This window comes from uncultured Butyricimonas sp. (assembly GCF_959596855.1).
Classification (GTDB): Bacteria; Bacteroidota; Bacteroidia; order Bacteroidales; family Marinifilaceae; genus Butyricimonas; species Butyricimonas muris.
Genome location: NZ_CAUFYA010000001.1, coordinates 234,683 through 254,092, shown reverse-complemented (window position 1 = coordinate 254,092; position 19,410 = coordinate 234,683). Strand labels below are relative to the sequence as shown.

General features: G+C 42.2%; 16 protein-coding genes and 1 riboswitch. Of the genes, 11 read left to right on the top strand and 5 right to left on the bottom strand.

Features of this window, described 5'->3' with window-relative positions; genetic code table 11:
• Positions 1–4: 4 nt before the first annotated feature.
• Positions 5–466, top strand: a complete 462-nt coding sequence (locus Q5866_RS00960) for an SPOR domain-containing protein (protein WP_303178168.1) — start codon at positions 5–7, stop codon at positions 464–466.
• Here Q5866_RS00960 and Q5866_RS00955 read toward each other — a convergent pair.
• The 4 genes from Q5866_RS00955 to hemW all read right to left on the bottom strand — a co-directional run bounded on the left by Q5866_RS00955 (position 453) and on the right by hemW (position 5,335).
• Positions 453–1,058 (bottom strand): phosphatase PAP2 family protein, encoded by a 606-nt coding sequence (locus Q5866_RS00955; RefSeq protein ID WP_222621127.1) that lies wholly within the window; start codon positions 1,056–1,058, stop codon positions 453–455. The genes Q5866_RS00960 and Q5866_RS00955 overlap by 14 nt on opposite strands.
• Before the next feature lie 18 nt (positions 1,059–1,076).
• Positions 1,077–2,567 carry an RNA polymerase factor sigma-54 gene (gene rpoN, locus Q5866_RS00950; protein ID WP_099291313.1) on the bottom strand — a complete coding sequence of 497 codons (1,491 nt, stop codon included), beginning with the start codon at positions 2,565–2,567 and terminating at the stop codon, positions 1,077–1,079.
• Positions 2,568–2,583: 16 nt separating this feature from the next.
• Positions 2,584–4,029 (bottom strand): asparagine--tRNA ligase, encoded by a 1,446-nt coding sequence (gene asnS, locus Q5866_RS00945; RefSeq protein WP_303178166.1) that lies wholly within the window; start codon positions 4,027–4,029, stop codon positions 2,584–2,586.
• A 184-nt stretch (positions 4,030–4,213) separates the two neighbouring features.
• Complete coding sequence (gene hemW, locus Q5866_RS00940; protein WP_303178164.1) at positions 4,214–5,335, bottom strand: radical SAM family heme chaperone HemW; 1,122 nt, start codon at positions 5,333–5,335, stop codon at positions 4,214–4,216.
• Positions 5,336–5,452: 117 nt separating this feature from the next.
• Between hemW and Q5866_RS00935 the strand changes: the two genes are divergently transcribed.
• From Q5866_RS00935 to tsf, 9 genes are all read left to right on the top strand, one after another.
• Positions 5,453–7,693 carry a TonB-dependent receptor gene (locus Q5866_RS00935; RefSeq protein WP_303178162.1) on the top strand — a complete coding sequence of 747 codons (2,241 nt, stop codon included), beginning with the start codon at positions 5,453–5,455 and terminating at the stop codon, positions 7,691–7,693.
• 6 nt (positions 7,694–7,699) lie between these two features.
• Positions 7,700–8,506 (top strand): DUF4249 family protein, encoded by an 807-nt coding sequence (locus Q5866_RS00930; protein ID WP_303178161.1) that lies wholly within the window; start codon positions 7,700–7,702, stop codon positions 8,504–8,506.
• Positions 8,507–9,016: 510 nt separating this feature from the next.
• A riboswitch (cobalamin riboswitch) is annotated at positions 9,017–9,218 on the top strand.
• Positions 9,219–9,550: 332 nt separating this feature from the next.
• Entirely contained in the window at positions 9,551–10,651 is a 1,101-nt protein-coding gene (locus Q5866_RS00925; protein ID WP_255301926.1) for a thiol-activated cytolysin family protein, read from the top strand.
• A 39-nt stretch (positions 10,652–10,690) separates the two neighbouring features.
• A complete protein-coding gene (locus tag Q5866_RS00920) occupies positions 10,691–12,295 on the top strand; it encodes a thiol-activated cytolysin family protein (RefSeq protein ID WP_099291318.1) in 1,605 nt (534 codons plus the stop codon).
• 64 nt (positions 12,296–12,359) lie between these two features.
• On the top strand, positions 12,360–13,367 hold the full coding sequence (locus tag Q5866_RS00915; RefSeq protein ID WP_303178158.1) for a hypothetical protein: 1,008 nt from the start codon (positions 12,360–12,362) through the stop codon (positions 13,365–13,367).
• 361 nt (positions 13,368–13,728) lie between these two features.
• Positions 13,729–14,184 carry a 50S ribosomal protein L13 gene (gene rplM, locus Q5866_RS00910; RefSeq protein ID WP_099291320.1) on the top strand — a complete coding sequence of 152 codons (456 nt, stop codon included), beginning with the start codon at positions 13,729–13,731 and terminating at the stop codon, positions 14,182–14,184.
• Positions 14,185–14,190: 6 nt separating this feature from the next.
• Positions 14,191–14,577 carry a 30S ribosomal protein S9 gene (rpsI, locus tag Q5866_RS00905; RefSeq protein WP_099291321.1) on the top strand — a complete coding sequence of 129 codons (387 nt, stop codon included), beginning with the start codon at positions 14,191–14,193 and terminating at the stop codon, positions 14,575–14,577.
• A gap of 92 nt (positions 14,578–14,669) precedes the next feature.
• Positions 14,670–15,449 (top strand): 30S ribosomal protein S2, encoded by a 780-nt coding sequence (rpsB, locus tag Q5866_RS00900; protein ID WP_303178156.1) that lies wholly within the window; start codon positions 14,670–14,672, stop codon positions 15,447–15,449.
• 107 nt (positions 15,450–15,556) lie between these two features.
• On the top strand, positions 15,557–16,375 hold the full coding sequence (gene tsf / locus Q5866_RS00895) for a translation elongation factor Ts (protein WP_099291323.1): 819 nt from the start codon (positions 15,557–15,559) through the stop codon (positions 16,373–16,375).
• A 186-nt stretch (positions 16,376–16,561) separates the two neighbouring features.
• On the opposite strand, the gene Q5866_RS00890 is transcribed toward tsf, so the two are convergent.
• Positions 16,562–18,211: a glycosyltransferase family 39 protein gene (locus Q5866_RS00890; RefSeq protein WP_303178154.1), complete on the bottom strand. Its 1,650-nt coding sequence runs from the start codon at positions 18,209–18,211 to the stop codon at positions 16,562–16,564.
• A 184-nt stretch (positions 18,212–18,395) separates the two neighbouring features.
• Between Q5866_RS00890 and Q5866_RS00885 the strand changes: the two genes are divergently transcribed.
• Complete coding sequence (locus tag Q5866_RS00885) at positions 18,396–19,406, top strand: porin (RefSeq protein ID WP_186974871.1); 1,011 nt, start codon at positions 18,396–18,398, stop codon at positions 19,404–19,406.
• Positions 19,407–19,410 lie beyond the last annotated feature (4 nt).

The following is a 19,410-nucleotide window of genomic DNA, read 5'->3' as shown; positions in this document are numbered from 1 at the left end:
GACTATGAAATTCGTGTTATTCCTGTCATTTATCGCGTTGCTCACCCTCGTCGGTTGTCAACGCGATAAAATGAATCCTAAAAACCTGACAACCGTTAATGTCAAGCGAGAACTGAGCGTGACTCCCGCCAAGGCAACAGCCGCCGCCAAAAGTACGGAAGAAACACCCGTGCCGCCGGCGGAAGCACAACCTTCCGCGACACCTCAAACGACAACAACGAAAAAACCTGCAACACCGACAAAAAGCTACCACATCATCGTGGCAAGCCATCCCCGCGAGAGCCTCGCACGGGAAGATGTCGCCCGGTTAAAAGCACAGGGATACACCGACGCGCGAATCATCACGAAAGACCAACGCTACCGGGTAAGTATAGCGAACAATCCCGACAAACAGGAAGCCACAAGGCAAAGGGACGAACTGGCTCGCCGCTTGAAACAGGATGATATCTGGATTACCCTTTATTAAACAGTACGCTCACCACGATTACGCCATAAAAGAACCCGGCATAAATCTGGGCGGGAGTGTGTCGTTTCAAGTATAGCCTTGAAAAAGCCAGAACCCCGGCAATCAGAATCAGAAAAGGCAACAGGTTTACCACCTCCCCGAAATACTTCGTCCCCAACGTAAAGACAAAAGCACACAAAGCCCCTATCGCGGTCATATGCATACTCATCTTCCAGCGCATCGTCACGATCATAAACCCGGAAAGCAGAATCACCATAATCAAGTACAACTCCCGCACGATATTGGAAAACGGCAGATTCCGGGACAGATAAAACACCAAAAAAGCCCCCACGACAGTAGCCAGCACGGGAAACACCCTGTCTTGCTTATGTATTAACCGATAATTACCTATTAACCCAAGCCATTTCAACAACGGAAGGCTCAACAACGGCAGCATCGTCACTCCCAGTAAAGTCAACATATAAGACATACGTTGCGTGTAAACCGGAATCCCCGAGAAAATCGTGTCCGAATTAAACGTGATAAATAACATATACATCGGCAACAACAACGGGTGAAAAAGTACCGACACACACCATGCAAAAATTCTCATATTAAAAAAACATTCATTTTAAACTTCTCGACGAAGTCGGGCAACCGGAATATCCAGCAATTGGCGGTACTTGGCGATCGTCCTCCGGGCGATCTGGTATCCCTTGTCTTTCATCATATCCACCAATTCGTCATCCGTGTACGGCTTACGCTTATCCTCACTTTCTACAATATCCTTAAGCACATTTTTAATTTCCCCTGTACTCACTTCCTCTCCGCTACTCGTCGGCATACTCCCTGAAAAGAACTGTTTCAAAGAATATATACCAAACCATGTCTGTATATATTTTGAATTGGAAACACGCGATATCGTCGAAACATCCAATCCCGTGATATCAGCAATATCCCGCAAGATCATCGGTTTCAACTTACTCTCGTCCCCCGTCATGAAAAATTGTTTCTGGAACTGCACGATAGCCGTCATCGTCAGCATCAACGTGTTATTCCGCTGCTGCACGGCATCGATAAACGAACGGGCTGAACTCAACTTGTATTTCACGAAAGAAACCACATCTTTTTTCTCCCGTGAATTGGAATGCTTCTGGTAATCCTCCAGCATATTGACGTAAGACTTATTCAACCGCAACTCGGGAATATCTCCCGTGTTCAAACTAAGTTGTAACTCCCCGTCCACGATATCCAGATTAAAATCCGGTATAATCTTTTCCGCACCCGGCACGGACGAATCGGAAATCTGTCCACCCGGTTTCGGGTTCAATTTCAATATCTCGTCCACCGCCTCTTTCAGCTCGGCATCCGAAATCTTCATCCGCTTGGAAATCTTCTCGTAATGCTTCTTGGAAAATTCCTCGAAATAATCCTCCAGAATAATACGGGCATCCACCAACGCGGGGGAAGCCCCTTCCGACAAACGGCGTTTCACCTGCAACAACAGACACTCGCGTAAATCCCTCGCCCCTACACCCGGCGGGTCAAATTGCTGCACGACCTTCAACAGGGATTCGATCTTCGCGTCGTCCACCTCGATACCCGCGCCGAAAGCCAAATCATCCACGATATTCTCCACGTCCCGGCGCAAATAACCGTCGTCGTCAATATTACCGATAATATACTCGCAAATTTTTCGATCCAGCTCACGCAAATGCTGCGTGCCCAACTGTTGCACCAGATTCTCGCGGAACGAAATCCCGCCCGAAAGCACGAACTCGCGGGCATCATCATCCTTGGATGCATTCGAGGAACTCAGCCTGTAATCCGGAATATCATCATCGTCACTAATATAATCATCCAAAGAAAATTCATCATCCGCGGAATTATATTCCTCTTCTTCATGCGCATTCTCTTCGTAATCCACCTCATCATCCCCCTCTTTGAAATCCACCTCCGGTTCCGGCTTCTCTTCTCCCTCTTCCAAAAGAGGATTCGACTCCAACTCCTCCTTTATCCGTTGTTCCAATTGATACGTGGGAAGCTCAAGCAGCTTTATCAGCTGGATTTGCAACGGATTGATTTTCAACCCCAACTTCTGTTGTAAACTCTGCTTGAGCATCCCTTTATCCTAAAAATTAAAATTCAGCATTCTTCGGCGCACGCGGGAACGGGATCACGTCACGGATATTTCCCATTCCGGTCACGAACAGCAACAATCGCTCGAATCCAAGCCCGAAACCACTATGCTCCGCCGAACCGAAACGTCTTGTATCCAAATACCACCACATGCTGGACTCCGGAATCCCGACTTCCTGCATACGGGTAACCAACTTATCGTAATTCTCCTCACGTTGCGACCCACCGATAATCTCCCCAATCTGCGGGAAAAGCACGTCCATCGCCGCCACGGTCTTGCCGTCCGGGTTTTGCTTCATGTAGAAAGCCTTGATCTCCTTCGGGTATCCCGTCAAAATCACCGGCTTCTTGAAGTGCTTCTCCACCAGATAGCGCTCGTGCTCACTTTGCAAATCCACGCCCCAGCCCGTCACCGGATACTGGAACTTACCATTCTTATTCGGCTTGCTGTTCATCAATATATCGATAGCTTCCGTGTAGGTCACCCGCTCGAAATCATGAGTCAGCACGAATTGCAACTTCTCTATCAACTCCATGGAACGCTCTTCCGCTTTCTTGTCCTTCTCTTCCTCTTGCAAACGCTTACTCAAGAATTGCAAGTCATCCATACAGTTATCCAAAGCGTAACGGATCAAGTATTTCAAGAAATCCTCCGCCAAATCCATGTTATCATTAATATCATAGAAAGCCACTTCCGGCTCGATCATCCAGAACTCCGACAAATGCCGCGTAGTATTGGAATTTTCAGCCCGGAAAGTAGGTCCGAACGTGTAAATACGTCCCAAGGACATAGCCCCCAACTCCCCTTCCAACTGTCCGCTCACTGTCAAGTTCGTGGCTTTCCCGAAGAAATCCTGCTTAAAATCAACACTCCCGTCTTCCATCAATGGCGGGTTAACCGGATCAAGCGTTGTTACCCGGAACATCTCTCCCGCCCCCTCGCAATCGGAAGCCGTGATCAACGGCGTATGCAAATAATAAAAACCATGATCGTTAAAATACTTGTGGATAGCGTAAGCCATCGCGTGGCGAATACGGAACACCGCACCGAAAATATTCGTGCGGAAACGTAAATGCGCCACTTCCCGCAAGAACTCCAAGCTATGCTTTTTCGGTTGAATCGGGTACTTATCTGGATCGGCCTCTCCCATCACGATCACCTCCGAAGCCTGAATCTCACGAGCCTGTCCACTTCCGGCACTCTCCACGAGCAACCCCTTCACGTGAACAGCCGCACCCGTTGTCACCTTCTTCATCACCTCTTCCGGGGTCTTCTCCATGTCAACCACCACCTGTATATTATTTATCGTAGAGCCGTCATTCAACGCGATAAAATTCACTTGTTTATTACCGCGTTTGGTTCTTACCCATCCTTTAACCTCAACCTCAATACCGCAATCCGTTGATTGCAACAGTTCTTTGACTGACATTCTACTTGTTTTCATCTGAAAAACATTTAAATATTAAACTTACACTGCAAAAATAGTATTTTTTCCACTACGGCACAGTCAAAACCCTTAAAAAATAACTTATAGACCCTTTCGGTGCTGTACAAATTGCTTGCCAAACTTAGAATTCTCTCTTAGATTCTTCCATCACAGAACCCGAAATCTCCCGTTCGCCCCATCACTAGGCTATAAACAAATCACTCAAAATAGCATCCGATATCACCCAACCGGATTCCGTAATCCGGATTTTCCCATCCCGCTCTACCAAATCGCCGGAGTCCAAATACTTTTGTAACGACATCCCGACTTCCCTCCAAAACTTCCCGAACTTCTTATCCGCATCCAACTTATCTATCCCCCACATCGTCCGCAAATTCGTCATCACGTACTCGTTATACAAATCAACATCCGTTAATTCCTCTTTTTCAAAAGATAACAATCCATTATTTAAACTCTCTATATAGGTTTTCAAATTCGCCGTGTTCCATTGTCTGGAATACAAATCATACGAGTGAGCCGAAGGACCGAAACCGATATAAGGCTTTTGCTGCCAATAGGACGTGTTATGAATCGAATATCTCCCCTCCCGCGCGAAATTAGATATTTCATAATGCTCGAAACCAATACTTTTCAAACGCTTGCACACCCTGTCATAACGACAAGCCATCACCTCCTCATCCTCCGGCTTAAACTTCCCCTGCCTCACCATCACCTCGAAAACCGTATTTGAATCAACACTTAATATGTAAACCGACAAATGCTTTACAGGCAAACTATTTACAATATCAACATCATGCATCAACTCCTCGTCCGTCTGTCCGGGCAACCCGATAATTAAATCCACACTGATATTATCAAACCCCAAAGATGCCGCCAATCGCACCCCCTCGATTGCCTGCCGCCCCGTGTGCGTCCGGTTTATTCGCTTCAAATGAACGTCAGAAAACGACTGTACACCAATGCTTAAACGATTAAAACCCATCTCCCGGATACCCGCCAACCGCTCCCTTGTCAAATCCTCCGGGTTCAACTCGATAGTCCGTTCCGCTCCCGGCAAAATATCATAATGCATTTCCAACGCATCCACTATCCGTTGCAACTCCCCCCGCTCCAGATAGGACGGAGTTCCCCCGCCGAAATAAACCGTACTCACATCCTTACCCGGCAAATACCCCCGCCGCAACGCTATCTCCCGCTCAATCGCGTCCAGATAAGCCTCTTTCAATTTCAGAGAAGCCACCGAATAAAAACCGCAATAAAAACACTTACTCCGGCAAAAAGGCACGTGTACATATATTCCCATGACATGAGTTTTACTGTTAATCTGCAAAATAACAACATTTATTCACACGCTCAACCATGATCCTGTTAATTTGTTTACTACATTTGTAATGTTTCGGAAATACAAATGGTTGCATGTATGGCTAGATGGTTCGTTATCCTGTTCACCCTTATCTCTTTTTCCCTTGAGGCACAAACGCTTGTCATGGGAAAAGTCATCGCGAACTCGGGAGAACCCGTGAGTGGGGTAAATATCTATTGCATGGAGAATAAAAACGGCACCACCACCGACTCGCTAGGCTTTTTCCAACTGGAATGCACGATCCCCTGTACCTTGGAATTTTCGCATGTCAACTACAAGAGCGAAACCTACAAACTAACGAAAAGTGATGCTCCTTTCGTCGTCACGTTACGAAACAAGCAAAACAACCTGAAAGAAGTAGTGGTAAAAGCCGTGCCGGCAAGCGGACGTATCCTCTCGTCCATAAAAAATATTGAACGGATACCCGCGATACTGGGAGAACAGGACGTTTTGAAATACCTTGCCACGATGCCCGGCATCGTGACCACCAACGCGCTGAACTCCGGCATTTACGTCCGCGGGGGAAACAGTAACGAGAACGGCTTTTTAATCAACAACATGGTGATAGCCTACCCGGATCACCTTACCGGGGTACTTTCCACTTTCGACCCTTACATTCTGGGAAATTCCACCCTTTTCAAAAGCGGCTTCCCCGCCCGATACAACAGCTTTCTCTCCTCTTATATAAACATGCGTCCCGATCCGGGCAACAAATACAAACACGAGGGGGAAGTCACCATAGGACTCGTGTCATCCGCTCTTAAAGCCAAAGGACCGATCATAAAGAATCACACCTCGTTTGCCGTTTCCGCCCGTACCTCTTATTTGCAGCATATCTCCAAACTCTACAACCGGTCAATGGACAACGAACAAAATCCTAACTATATGCCGGAGTACTCTTTCAGTGATATTACCGCGAGTATAGATTCACGTCTTTCGGACAAGTGGAAAGCCTCCGCTTTCGGGCTCTTCTCCATCGACCACATGAAAATGAAGATCAGCGAACACGTGCAATACATATTCGACTGGCACACGTTTTCCGGCAACATCAACGCTTCCTATACCCCCACTTCCAAAGAACAATGGGATTTCCAATTCGGTGGTAAAAACACGTACAGCGAGGGCGACGCCTTCGGCAGCATCCCCATGGGCGGCGGCAACCGCCATTACGCTTTACTGGGACAAATTTCCTACAACCGTAAACTCTCCGACAAAATAAATATAAACACAGGGAGCAAATTCGAGTATTCGCGTTTTGAAACGGCGAACAAATCAAACGAACGTGAAAACCTTCTGATAAAAAGTTCCGACAGGGATTTTAATCTATACGAGATTTACATGGATATAAACTACCGGTTAAATCACAACTTCACGTTAAATATCGGGGGCAATTACCAGTATTACCACGGGGATACCCGAGCTCACACGTTCTCCCCCCGGGCAAAGATCAGCTATACAAATAACAAAACCACCCTGTGGGCTGACTACGCGAAAACGGTGCAGTATCTGAGCCTGTACCCTTATTTCACGGTAAAAACCCCTATCGACATCTGGTACCCGCTGGCAAAAAACACGAAACCCGCGATCTGCCACCAGTACTCGATCGGCGTAAACCAAGAGATCGGGCAAACCCTTTCTTTTTATGCCGGACTGTTTTACAAAGACATGCGTAACGTGAAAGACTTCGCCTCGGATATCCAGACGGAATACTCCGCCTTGACCGACAACCTGATTCAAGGCAAGGGATATGCCAAAGGCATGGAGTTTGACCTCACGTTAAACCACCATGCCCTGTATGCACGTGCCAACTACACGCTCTCGGAATCCAAACGCAAGTTTGCCGAAATCAACAACGGGCGATCCTTTTTTCCCCCGTATGACGTGAAACACAACGTCGTACTGAACCTGTCTTATGAAATTTCACCCCGTTTCCTGCTGAACACGCTATGGACATTCTCGTCGGGCGTGTACACGACATTCCCGAAAGGGATGGTCGTGGCACAAAACATCACGGAAATCCAGACAGGGGAAAATCCGGTTCTGATTCCCGTGTACACGGACCGTTATAATTACAAATTACCGGACAACCACAGGCTGGACGCCAGTCTGGATTACAAATTCAGCGGCAAGAAAACCTTTTACAAATTAAGCATCGGGGCATACAACGTGTACAACCAATCCAACCCCTCGTTTGTTTATTTTCAATCGGAAACCACCCGTAACTTAACAAAAATTATCCCAAAATCCAAGGTAATGTTACCATTTATTCCTTACCTTTCACTGCGCATTAATTGGTAAAAACGAATGAGGAAAATCATCTCCATATTCATATTGGCAGGGCTGTTCTCCTGTATGCCCGAAGAGGAACTCCCGATCAAAGACATGGGAGCCATCTCCGGATATTTTATCGAATGTTATTGCATCCCCGGAGAACCTTATATTCTAAACGCGGCAAAGATTTTACCTCTTACCGAAATGATTGACCCGGGAGCCGTCGTTGACTTGGATGTATCTATCAAAGCCGACAGCGTCATTCAACTGGTACCCGTGCCGGGAGCCCCTTCCTTTCTAGGCAATTACCAACACATGACCCGCATGGAGAATTACGGGATAGACTCTCTCTTCCTGAGCATCCTTACACCCGAGGACGAACACATTACAGCTAAAACAGCCGTTCCCGAGGCTATTGAAATTTCTTCTTACACGGTTTCCCAAACAACCAATTCCGTGTCAATTACATTCCCGACATCCCGGAACCCGAGGCAAAACTACTATATTTTCAGTATGCAAGCCCGAAAGAGCGCTCAGGATGACCCGATATTGAAAAAAGAAACCATCTACATGGATCTGTCCGACCATACCCCGGGAACATCCATCGAAAAAACGATAAAATGCCCGCAGATAGAGCAAGCCGACGCTGTTTTTATCACGTTGATGCGTATCACCGAGGCATGCTATAATTACCAGATTTCCCTTTACGAGGCGAACAGCGCCAACCAAGGAAGTATCACCACTCCCGTTCCCCTCGTCGGTAACATACAAGGAGCTTTGGGCATCTTCACGTGCTACACGAAAGACAATAAATACATTCCAAAAGAGAAATTCAATTAACAACTGAAGACTTCAGTACCAATAAGACTGATAAACAGTAATAAATCCTACCCGAATACTGTATCATTCCCGTATGAATTCCGGTTCACTTCCGTGTAAAACGCTATTAGTTCCCTATTAAAACGCTATTAAAACCCTATATTGTAATAGCGTTTTAATAGCTTACTAAAAGCTTAGTAAAAACTTTATAATCGGAAGTAAACCGGAATTGATACGGAATTCAAACTGAATTTATATAGTTTTTGAGGAGAACCTCATCCCGTTCTCGACATAAAGTACTTCTCCGGATTCCCTTCCCGCCCCATGATATTACACCCAAAATTTTCAAAATGTTTGGATTACTCTCTATTCATCATCTGTTGAAAAAATCAAATTTCAACTTGACATATTCTAAAATATTTTTCATATTCAATAGAAAAATCACACAACAAAGGGATATATTCAAAGAAATATTATTTATCTTTGCCAAGAGTTCTTAAAAATAAATTGTCATAAAAATATAGCAATTTATTAATATCATAGGAAAGAGGTTCTTTTATCTTAGATAAAGATTAAAAGGGAATACCGTGTAATTCGGTAACTGTTCCCGCAGCTGTAAGTCCTAACTTCAATTTGAAGTTGACTTCCTAGAACTACGTCACTGTTCATTCATGAATGGGAAGACTCTAGGAAAGGATAAGTCAGAAGACCTGCCTCCAACAATATAGATTTATCTCCTGCGGAGAACGGGGTGGTACAATAAGTTTTTATCTTATTGATAAAACATCAAGATTTCCTAGAAATAAAGTTTATATTGTTAAACACAAACGACACTGTCGTATTACCTGCCTATATATTAATAAGTTATACTTTATTATGGCTAAATAAAAGTAAGTTTAATAAAGAAAAGACGTTGCCAAACACCCCTCGAAATGGCATAGGCAACGTCCGCTCTTTCTAAGATAAGAAAGGAGGCACGAATGTAAAAAGAAATACTTGAAGTTTGTTTGTGAAAAACAATCATTATTATAAATAAACAAGTCGTACAATATAAAAACTAATGATATGAAATCTATAAATATTTTATTGGCATCCATTACGATGCTTACTTTCATAATTTCTTGTTCAAAAGACGATAAGCTTATTTTAGAAAAGAAAAAAAATACTCATGCACTAATAAAATATCCACAAACCCCTATCGACATAGTGGCGGGTAATACAGACCAATACAACTCAAACTCAAGGGCATTATCCTTCCTTAAAGATAGTTTATGGCCTGAAGCAACTGGCCATACTTTAATATATGAAACAGATGAAATCACATCACTACAAGGGTTAGAAAGATATATTTATTTAGGAGCACTATTAAAAGGAGAGTCTTTAGAAACCCAAAAGTATCAGGCATTAACCAATAAAGTGGAACCTATTACTATTTCATACTCGTTTCCAGCTAAATTTGTAATTGATGAGATAGAAAGACCTTCTCTTTCTGCAATGAGACAATCTATTGTTAACACTATGAATAATAATGGTATGTCCGGGAAACAAATAGTGTCTTTCAGTTATGATATGAATCAATTCACCTATTACGACGAATTGAAGTTAAATTTTGCATCTAATATTAATGTTGCCAGCATTCTCAATATAACTGTAGATGCGGCAAAAGGGAAAATATCTCAAAGAACAGGCTTAATTGCTAAATTTATTCAGAAAAATTTCACAATGGACATGGATATTCCATACGATGGAAATTTACTTTTGAACAACGATGATATAAATTCTCTAACAGGCTATTCCCCTGTTTATATTAGTTCGATAACTTATGGGCGAATGGGAATTATAACTATGGAATCAAATTATAGTTATAATGAAGTTAGGTTAGCAGTAAAAGCTGCATTTGATGCCAAAATAATTAATGGAGATATTAGTATTTCCAGTAATTATAAAAAAATCATAGATGAATCTAATATAAAAATTTATATGGTTGGAGGAGATGGAAGTGGTGTTGCAGAATCTGTTGAAGGATTCGCCGCTTTTAAGAAATATATAATTAATGGAGGTTATTATTCTCCTGAGGTTCCAGGCGTTCCTATTGCTTTTACCGCAAGTTATTTAATTGATAATTCTCCTGTTTACACAAAATTTAGGATTAATATTCCAAAATAGAATTTTCAAGAATGAATTTATACACAAAATCGAAAAGATATGAAAAATATACTATTTATATCCATTATATCACTATTATTTTTTAGTGCTTGTGAAAAACACTCGTTGGAGATTAATGATAATAATCCTGCATTTAATCTTCCTAAATTCCCCGAGGAAATAATTAATGTTAATACTCATAACTATATGCCAGAAATGGCAATAGAAAAGTGGGAAAATGGTAATATAAAACCCTTTGGACAAAATAATCTTTCTCGTGCAACAGAGATTCTCAAAGATAGCTTGTGGAAAAATGACTTCGGAAGGACTATTTATGCTCAAGCAGACGAATCAATAATCTTGCCAAATCTTCAAAGATATATTTTCCCGGGTTCTTTGTTAAAGGGGAATACAATTTCTGATTGTAACTACACTCCAATTAGCACAACGATTAATCCAATAACTGTCTCTGTGTCATTTCCTGCTAAAAAAGTTGTGGGAACTATTGAAAAACCCTCACTATCTGCTACGAGAAGTTTTGTAAATGATGTTTTGCAACAAGAAGGAATTGGCTCCCAGAATTCATCACTAAATTTTAATATCGATCAATTTACTTCTTACGACGAGTTAAGGATGGCATTTGGCTCCAATGCAAAAACTAGTGCATTATTTTTTAGCAACACTTCATCTTCTTCAGAGAAAGTACAAAAGATATCTAAAAAAACAGGTTTATATGTAAGATTTGTTCAGCGCAATTTTACTATAGACATGGATATTCCGTCATCAGGAAGTTTAATTAACGGTCATTTAACTTCGGAGCAGACAGGTGGGTATTCTCCCGTGTATGCGGCATCTATTACTTATGGGAGAATGGGGATATTGGCAATAGAAACGGATTATACATATACAGAAGCACACAAGATTATCGAGCAAGCCTTTAAAACAATTTTCTACAAGAAATCAAGTACATTAACGGACGAAGCGAAGCGCATGTTGAGTTCAGCTACTATGCGAGTTTATCTAATAGGAGGGGACGGACAATCAGGCGCACAGACAGTAAACGGATATCAAGATTTTATTCGCCATATATCCGAAGGAGGTACATTTAATTCTATGACTCCAGGAGTTCCGATTTATTGTAGCTTTGCTTATTTAAGTGATAACGCACCTGTAAAGATTAAATTTAAAATTAATGTTTCGTCTGATCCTGTTTATGCAAGGATCGAGTACCGAAACATGGATGGAAAACCTTGGAGTAATTATAGACAAGGTTGGAAAAATGGAGATGTATATATTGCTTTCTATTCAGATTTAGCAGCAACAACTCGAACCGAACCCGCTTCTTTTATTAAATTTAAATACAGACAAGTTTATCGCTACCAACGTTGTCAAGATGCTAAATGGGATGATCTAATTGATGATGAATTTAAAGTTGAAGAAGAAGGTTTTATACAAAATACATATAAAGAGAATTCCATATTATTATTCAAACAAATGTGTTTACAACTTGAAGAAAACTATGACCCAGATGTTCTATTTGGTCAATATACTTGGTTCAAAGAATGGGGATGTCAATTAACTGAAGGGGATTATTACAAAATATTAAAACCTATCGCTTTGGATTCAAGATACAAATATGATGTTTGGCCAGAAGAAAACTATTAGTAATTAAATTTGTTCAATGAAAAGCTGTTTCCCATAATGGAAACAGCTTCTTAAACTAAAAGATATGAATAGATTATTCTTTGTTATAATTTTAATAAAAATAGGACTAAGCGCTTGTCACAACAATCTTGAGCACGAAGACCCTATAATAAAGATTGACTCCACGAATTTATCTGAAATAGTTTGGAGTGATTATCTTCCCTCCTCGCTGCTGCTAATGCACGATAGCCTTTGGCCAGATCAAAAAGGACATAGTCTTTTTGTACAAAGTGAAAAATTATTTGTAATCCCAAATAACGAAGTAAATATCTATATCGGAGCAATTATTGATAGCAATTTAAAACAATTTCCAAATGTGAAAGTAGTGGATAATGTAGATTGCAATTCAATTTCTTTATCATTTAGTACCAACAAAAAATGCTATCATTACTCTCAAATACCATCAAAAGAAAACATGAACTTGATAATAAAGGATTATCAACGAGAAAATGATAGTCAACAAATTGTATCATTCAAATATGATAATGGTTTTAGATATAATTCTTATAAAGAACTTTTTTTGCAATTTTCCTATTTGGGAATACACCTAGATAGTATATTAACAGGAGAAAGGTACGATAAAATTTCCATGAGCAAAAAGAATGGGATCGCCATCGTTTTAGAACGCGAATTGTTTAGTCTTGACATGGACATCCCTTCAACTCCTTTGAATTTTGCAGAAGAGAACAAGGATGAACATGTATATATATCATCAATAATGTTTGGAGATCTTAAAATAATGTTGATTGAAGCTGATTTATCTCTTAGTGAGATGAACACTTTTATTGGTTCAATAAAAAATAAAAACAATTTAACTGTTAAGGAACAGAATGTTATAAAAGATTGGAATATATCCATAATAGATATAAATTCAAAGGAAATAAAAAAAACAGGAGATCTGAATAATCCAATATATTGGTTTTATAATAAACTTTTAAATACGAATATTCACGCAGTCCCTATTTATGCAACTTTTGCTAATTGTAATGATCATAGCCCTTGCAATGTATCTTTTAGCATAGCATTGCCATAAATTCACTAGAATAACAAGATAAAAGGCAAAAACTTTATTCATTATTGGAGACTTAATTTACTTATTGATCAAGATATCTTTTCTTTGTAGAATATAAAAAATGGATTAAATCTTCCCGCTCTCGAATTTTCACGGAATGTTTTGGAGTTCAAAGTTTTTTGTGTAATTTTGCCCCTCATTTTGGAGTGGAATGCTCGAAAATTCGCGAGGAATACCTTAGCCATGCTCCCCGTGAAGCTTCGGATTCCGTTGAAAGCTAAAAGTTTGCCCGATAAACCTCGTTATTTTCAACCGGAAAAAAGAACGCCAGAGCGTCCATGAAGAAATACAAACAGAAGTTTAATTAATAATTTAAAAAGAAGTGGATCAGATTAGTTACAAAACAACTTTCGTCAACAAAGCCACCGCGCAAAAAGAGTGGATTGTGATTGACGCTGAGAATCAAGTTGTGGGTCGTCTTGCCGCTAAAGTTGCGAAACTATTGAGAGGCAAATACAAACCCAGCTACACCCCGCACGTGGATTGCGGTGACAATGTTATCATTGTAAACGTGGAGAAAGTAATCTTCACCGGAAAGAAAATGACCGATAAAGAATATCGGAGACACACGCAGTATCCCGGAGGACAACGTATTTCAACTCCCGCACAAGAGATGGTTCGTTTCCCCGAGAGAATACTCGAGCATGCGGTAAGAGGTATGCTCCCCAAAAACCGCCTTGGTAGAGCTGTATTCAAGAACATGCACCTGTTCGTGGGACCGGAGCACAATCATGAGTCACAACAGCCTAAAGTAATTGATATAAATACACTTAAATAACAAGGTATGGAAGTAGTAAATGCAGTAGGTAGAAGAAAAACAGCGGTAGCCCGCGTCTATCTTAACGAAGGAAAAGGCAATATTACAATCAACAAAAAGAGCTTGGAAGAGTATTTCACGTTGCCTACCCTCCAGTATGTAGTGAAACAACCGCTTGAATTATTAGGCGTTGCCGGACAATACGATATCAAAGTAAACCTTGTTGGAGGCGGTTTTAACGGACAGGCAGAAGCTTTACGTTTGGGAATTGCCAGAGCATTGGTGAAAATCAACGCAGAAGACAAATCCAAACTGAGAGCGGCAGGCTTCATGACCAGAGACCCGCGCGAAGTTGAGCGTAAGAAACCGGGACGTCCGGGCGCACGTAAGAGATTCCAGTTCTCTAAACGTTAATCAGAGTTTAGTATCTAAATTGGCGGGACTTCTCGAGAGAACTACCCGGCGATTGATAAAATTTAAGAATGTAAACTTTAAAAATGACACAAATGTCAAATACGAATTTCGACGAATTATTAAATGCAGGTTGTCACTTCGGACACCTTACCCGTAAATGGAATCCTAAAATGGCTCCGTATATCTTCATGGAGCGTAATGATATCCACATTATTGACCTGAACAAAACCGCTATCATGTTGGACAAGGCAAGTGCAGCCTTGAAACAAATAGCCAAGTCAGGCAGAAGAATTCTGTTTGTTGCAACAAAGAAACAGGCTAAGGACATTGTTGCTGAAAAAATTTCAAATATCAATATGCCGTTCGTGACTGAAAGATGGCCGGGCGGAATGTTGACCAACTTCCCGACTATCCGTAAGGCCGTGAAGAAAATGACCACCATTGACAAAATGGAAAAAGACGGTACTTTCTCTCACCTTTCAAAACGGGAAAGACTCCAGATATCTCGTCAAAGAGCAAAATTGGAAAAGAACTTGGGCAGCATCGCTGACCTGACCCGTCTTCCGGCCGCTCTTTTCGTGGTTGACGTGATGAAGGAATATATCGCGGTAAAAGAAGCCAACACGCTTGGTATCCCGGTATTCGCTATCGTGGACACGAACTCAAGCCCCGAGGGAATTGATTTCGTAATCCCGGCAAATGACGACGCTTCTACTTCTATCTCTTTGATTATCGACAAAGTATCTTCAGCTATCAAGGAAGGTCTGAGCGAAAGAAAAGCAGAGAGAGAAAAAGAAGGTGACAAGAAAGGCGCCGACAGAGCGGAAGCTCAAGAGGAAGTGGTAGAGGAAAAAGCCGCTACTGAAGAATAAATTAATTTTAGATTTTAGATTTTGGATTTTAGATTGAAATCATTCCAAATTTTTGATTCAAACTCCATAATCTAAAATCTTCAACTAACAATTGAAATTTAAAGAATATGGAAATAAAAGCAGCAGACGTGATGAAGTTGCGTAAAGCAACAAACGCCGGAATGATGGACTGCAAGCACGCGCTCCAAGAGGCCGAAGGTGATTTCGACAAAGCCGTTGATATCATCCGCAAGAAAGGTCTTGTTGTGGCAAGCAAACGTGCAGACAGAGATGCAAAAGAAGGTTGCGTTTTAGCCAAAACCGACGGGAAGAATGCAGTTATGGTTTCATTAAACTGCGAAACCGACTTCGTTGCCAAAAATGAAGGATTTATCGGTTTCACGACTCGCATCCTTGACGCCGCTTTAGCCAATATGCCCGCCACCACGGAGGATTTGTTAGCTATCCAACTGGACGGTAGAAGCATCGCTGACCAGATTGCTGAACAAACCGGAGTTATCGGCGAGAAACTGGAATTAAGCTACTACGGTTGCTTGAAAGCAGAAGATTGCGTTGTTTACATTCACCCGGGAAACATGTTGGCTACCGTTGTCGGTTTCAATAAAACGGCTGACGCCCAAGTGATGAAAAACATCGCCATGCAAGTAGCGGCTATGGCTCCTGTTGCTGTAGACAAAGACGGTATCCCACAGAATATCATTGACCATGAATTCGAAATCGGTCGCGAGAAAGCTCGTGAAGAGGGTAAACCGGAAAACATGTTGGAGAAAATCGCTCAAGGTCGCTTGAACAAATTCTTCCAAGAGTCTACTTTGCTGAACCAAGTTTTCGAGCAAGACGGTAAAATGTCTGTAAGAGATTACTTGAAGAGTGTTGACAAAGATTTGACCGTTACTTCATTCTTGCGTTACACGCTGAATGTTTGATAAGCGACAAATCACTCGAAATAGGAAACAGGCTTAGCGATAGGCCTGTTTTTTTTACCCGCATCGTGGCATGATTCCCGCGCATTCGGTTTGGATTTTCAAAAGACATGACACGTACTTGGAAGCATGGAAACATAGCAGAAACAGGAAGCCTTTACTCTCGAGAGGAACTCGACAAGAGAAAAATCATTTGCCAGCTTCTTTCTTTTCCAGAATCGTCACGTAGCGCACGAATTTCGGGGAATAACGTTTCTTGTCCGATTTGGGGCGGGTGTTGTTGTCGTACATGTCGATAAAATGCAGGTTTACCCGTTCTGCCATGCCGGGAGGTAATATTTCCGCAGCGGGTTTGCCGGAAACCAACACGATAGGGAGAGAGTCCAGCAGGGTGGTGTCGTTCTCGATGTCCCAAGGTAAGATGCGACGTCCCGCCTCGTACACCAATTCAATCCGTAATTCCTCGTCCGACGGGTAATAAAAAGGGATATGATTCACTTCCTCGATTTCCCGCACTGCCGAGATGCTCTTGATTTCGGTGTTATTGAACATATTGGCGACACGAGGCATAAGCAGTGTTTCCACTAAAATCAGCAATAACACAACTCCCGTGAAGACTTTCATCGATTTCATCCTTACCCCTCCCGCGAAAATAGAATAAGCGGCAACAAGGAAAAGGAGGGTAACAATGATAAAGAGTGTCAGTCCCATCTGCCCTTTGGCGTAAAACAAAAAGTATATCGCCACGGGCATCCCGAGGGCTATCAATGCCGGGAGGAACGCGTTTACCCGGAAGACGACACGGTCGCCGGCGGTAAGCGTTTTCTCTTTCGTAGCTACAAATATATACACCACGTAATGCGCCACGACCATGGAGGCAGGGATGAGTATCGGCAGGAGATAACGGGTTTTCTTCTCCGGGAAAAGGGAGAGCAATACCAAGGTCACTAAGGTCCATACCACGGCAAAGGCGTATTCCTTTTTCATTGTCACTTTCCGTTTCAGCCAAGGCCAACACAATCCGGTCAACAGGAATAACGACCATATACCGGATTCCGCGAAGAATTGCCAATAATAATACCACGGGCGGACATTTCTCTCCATCCACGCCGTCGATTCTTTTGCCCACACGAACATGGTTATGTCCTTGTGGAATATAATCAGATACAAGTACCACCAGAGGCTAACCGCGGCAAAGACCAGCAGCATGACCACTATCGGCAATCCCTTTCTCTTGAACGACGGACGGTACACGGCAATATAGCTAATCAGGAAAGGAAGCAATAAGGCGTAAAAGGCTACCGGACCTTTCCCGAGGAAGGACAACCCGAGGAATGTTCCCGCCCATATAAACATACCCCAGCTTGTTCGCCGACTGACAATTCCTTTATAAAAGAAGAGTATCGCTCCCAGCATAAAACTATGGCAATAGATGTCCCATGTCGCCACGCGTCCCGCCATGATGACATTGAAGCACGTCGCCAATACCACCGCGGAGAGTAATCCCAACATCCGATTGCCGCTTAACGCGGAAGCGAAGAAATAAAGGAAAAACACCATCAAAGTTGCCATGATTCCGGCAGCAGCACGTTGCATAGAGATGTTGTCCGGCTGAAGATATTCTATTCCCGCGGCCACCCAAGTGGGCAGAGGCGGTTTCTCCAAACGCAATTCCCCGTTCATGGTGGGTACCAACCAATTGTCGTACTCTATCATCTCGTGAGCCGTAACCAAATTACGGGACTCCATAATATCTTCATAAACAGCCCCGTTATTCACGAAAAAAGCGAAACAACAAACGATAAGAATAAAGAGGTAATGTATATAGTTTCTCTGCATAATCTTTTTGAATTACACTTGCGTTTAAGACGCAAATTTAAAACAATAAAATTATTTTATATTGTATCCTACCCAAATTATCAAACAAAGGCACCAAAACGCTTTTTGCACAGATAATTCAAAATCTAATATTGCTTTTACGATAAAGTTGATTTATCTTTGCCGCCTAAAATCAATTTAGTTTATGAAAAAAATATTTGTATTCTTTTTACTCTCTGTATCAGGTATATTGAGTGTGTGTGCTCAAGAAAAAAACACGATTAATTTGTCGGGAGAAGCACGAGTTGATTATCACCATAACTTGGGTTCCGCCCCTGCATCCGAGAACGGTTTCCGGGGAAGTATGGTTAATTTGAAAATAAACGGCTCGTTCGGCGAGGGATTTTCCTACGCTTACCGCCAACGATTGAACAAAGCTAACACGGAAAGTTCTTTTTTTAATTCTATCGATTACGTTTATCTCAATTACGCGATTAATAAAAACTGGAGTCTTTCCGCGGGAAAACAAATCGTGGGTATCGGCGGATACGAGTATGACCTTGCCCCTATCGATATTTATACTTTATCCGAGTTTTGTAACAATATTTCCTGTTATCAATTCGGGGCGAGTGCATCCTACGCGCTTGACAATAACAAGGATTTGTTCACGCTTCAATTGTGCCAATCTCCATTCCAGATTGAAGGGAACCGGGATATTTACGCTTTAAATTTCGTGTGGTACGGGAACCGGGATTGCTGGAACACGATTTATTCTGCGAACTTGGTCGAGTATTTACCTCACAAGTTTATCGGTTATCTCGCTCTAGGAAACCAATTCAAATCGGGCAAAACCACTTTCAATATCGATTTGATGGGTCGCACCACGGGCGCACAAGTGAAAGACGGTGATTTATTCAAGGATTTCTCTATTATAGGGAGTATCACGCGAGAGATTGGGGAACACGTGATTTTACGGGTAAATGCCTCTCACGATGTGAACAAGAACAAGAGTGCAGGTGATTTGTGCGTGCTTCCCGGTACGGAAATCACGAACGTGGGCGGCGGTATCGAGGTATTTCCCGCACGTACCCGCGATGTACGGTTGCACGCTTATTATTCCTATTACGCGGGCCGTAACGCTTCCGGGACTTTACAACCCGATGACATGCAGCTTAGCGTGGGTTTAACTTGGAGAATTAATTTCATTAAAAAATAACTCA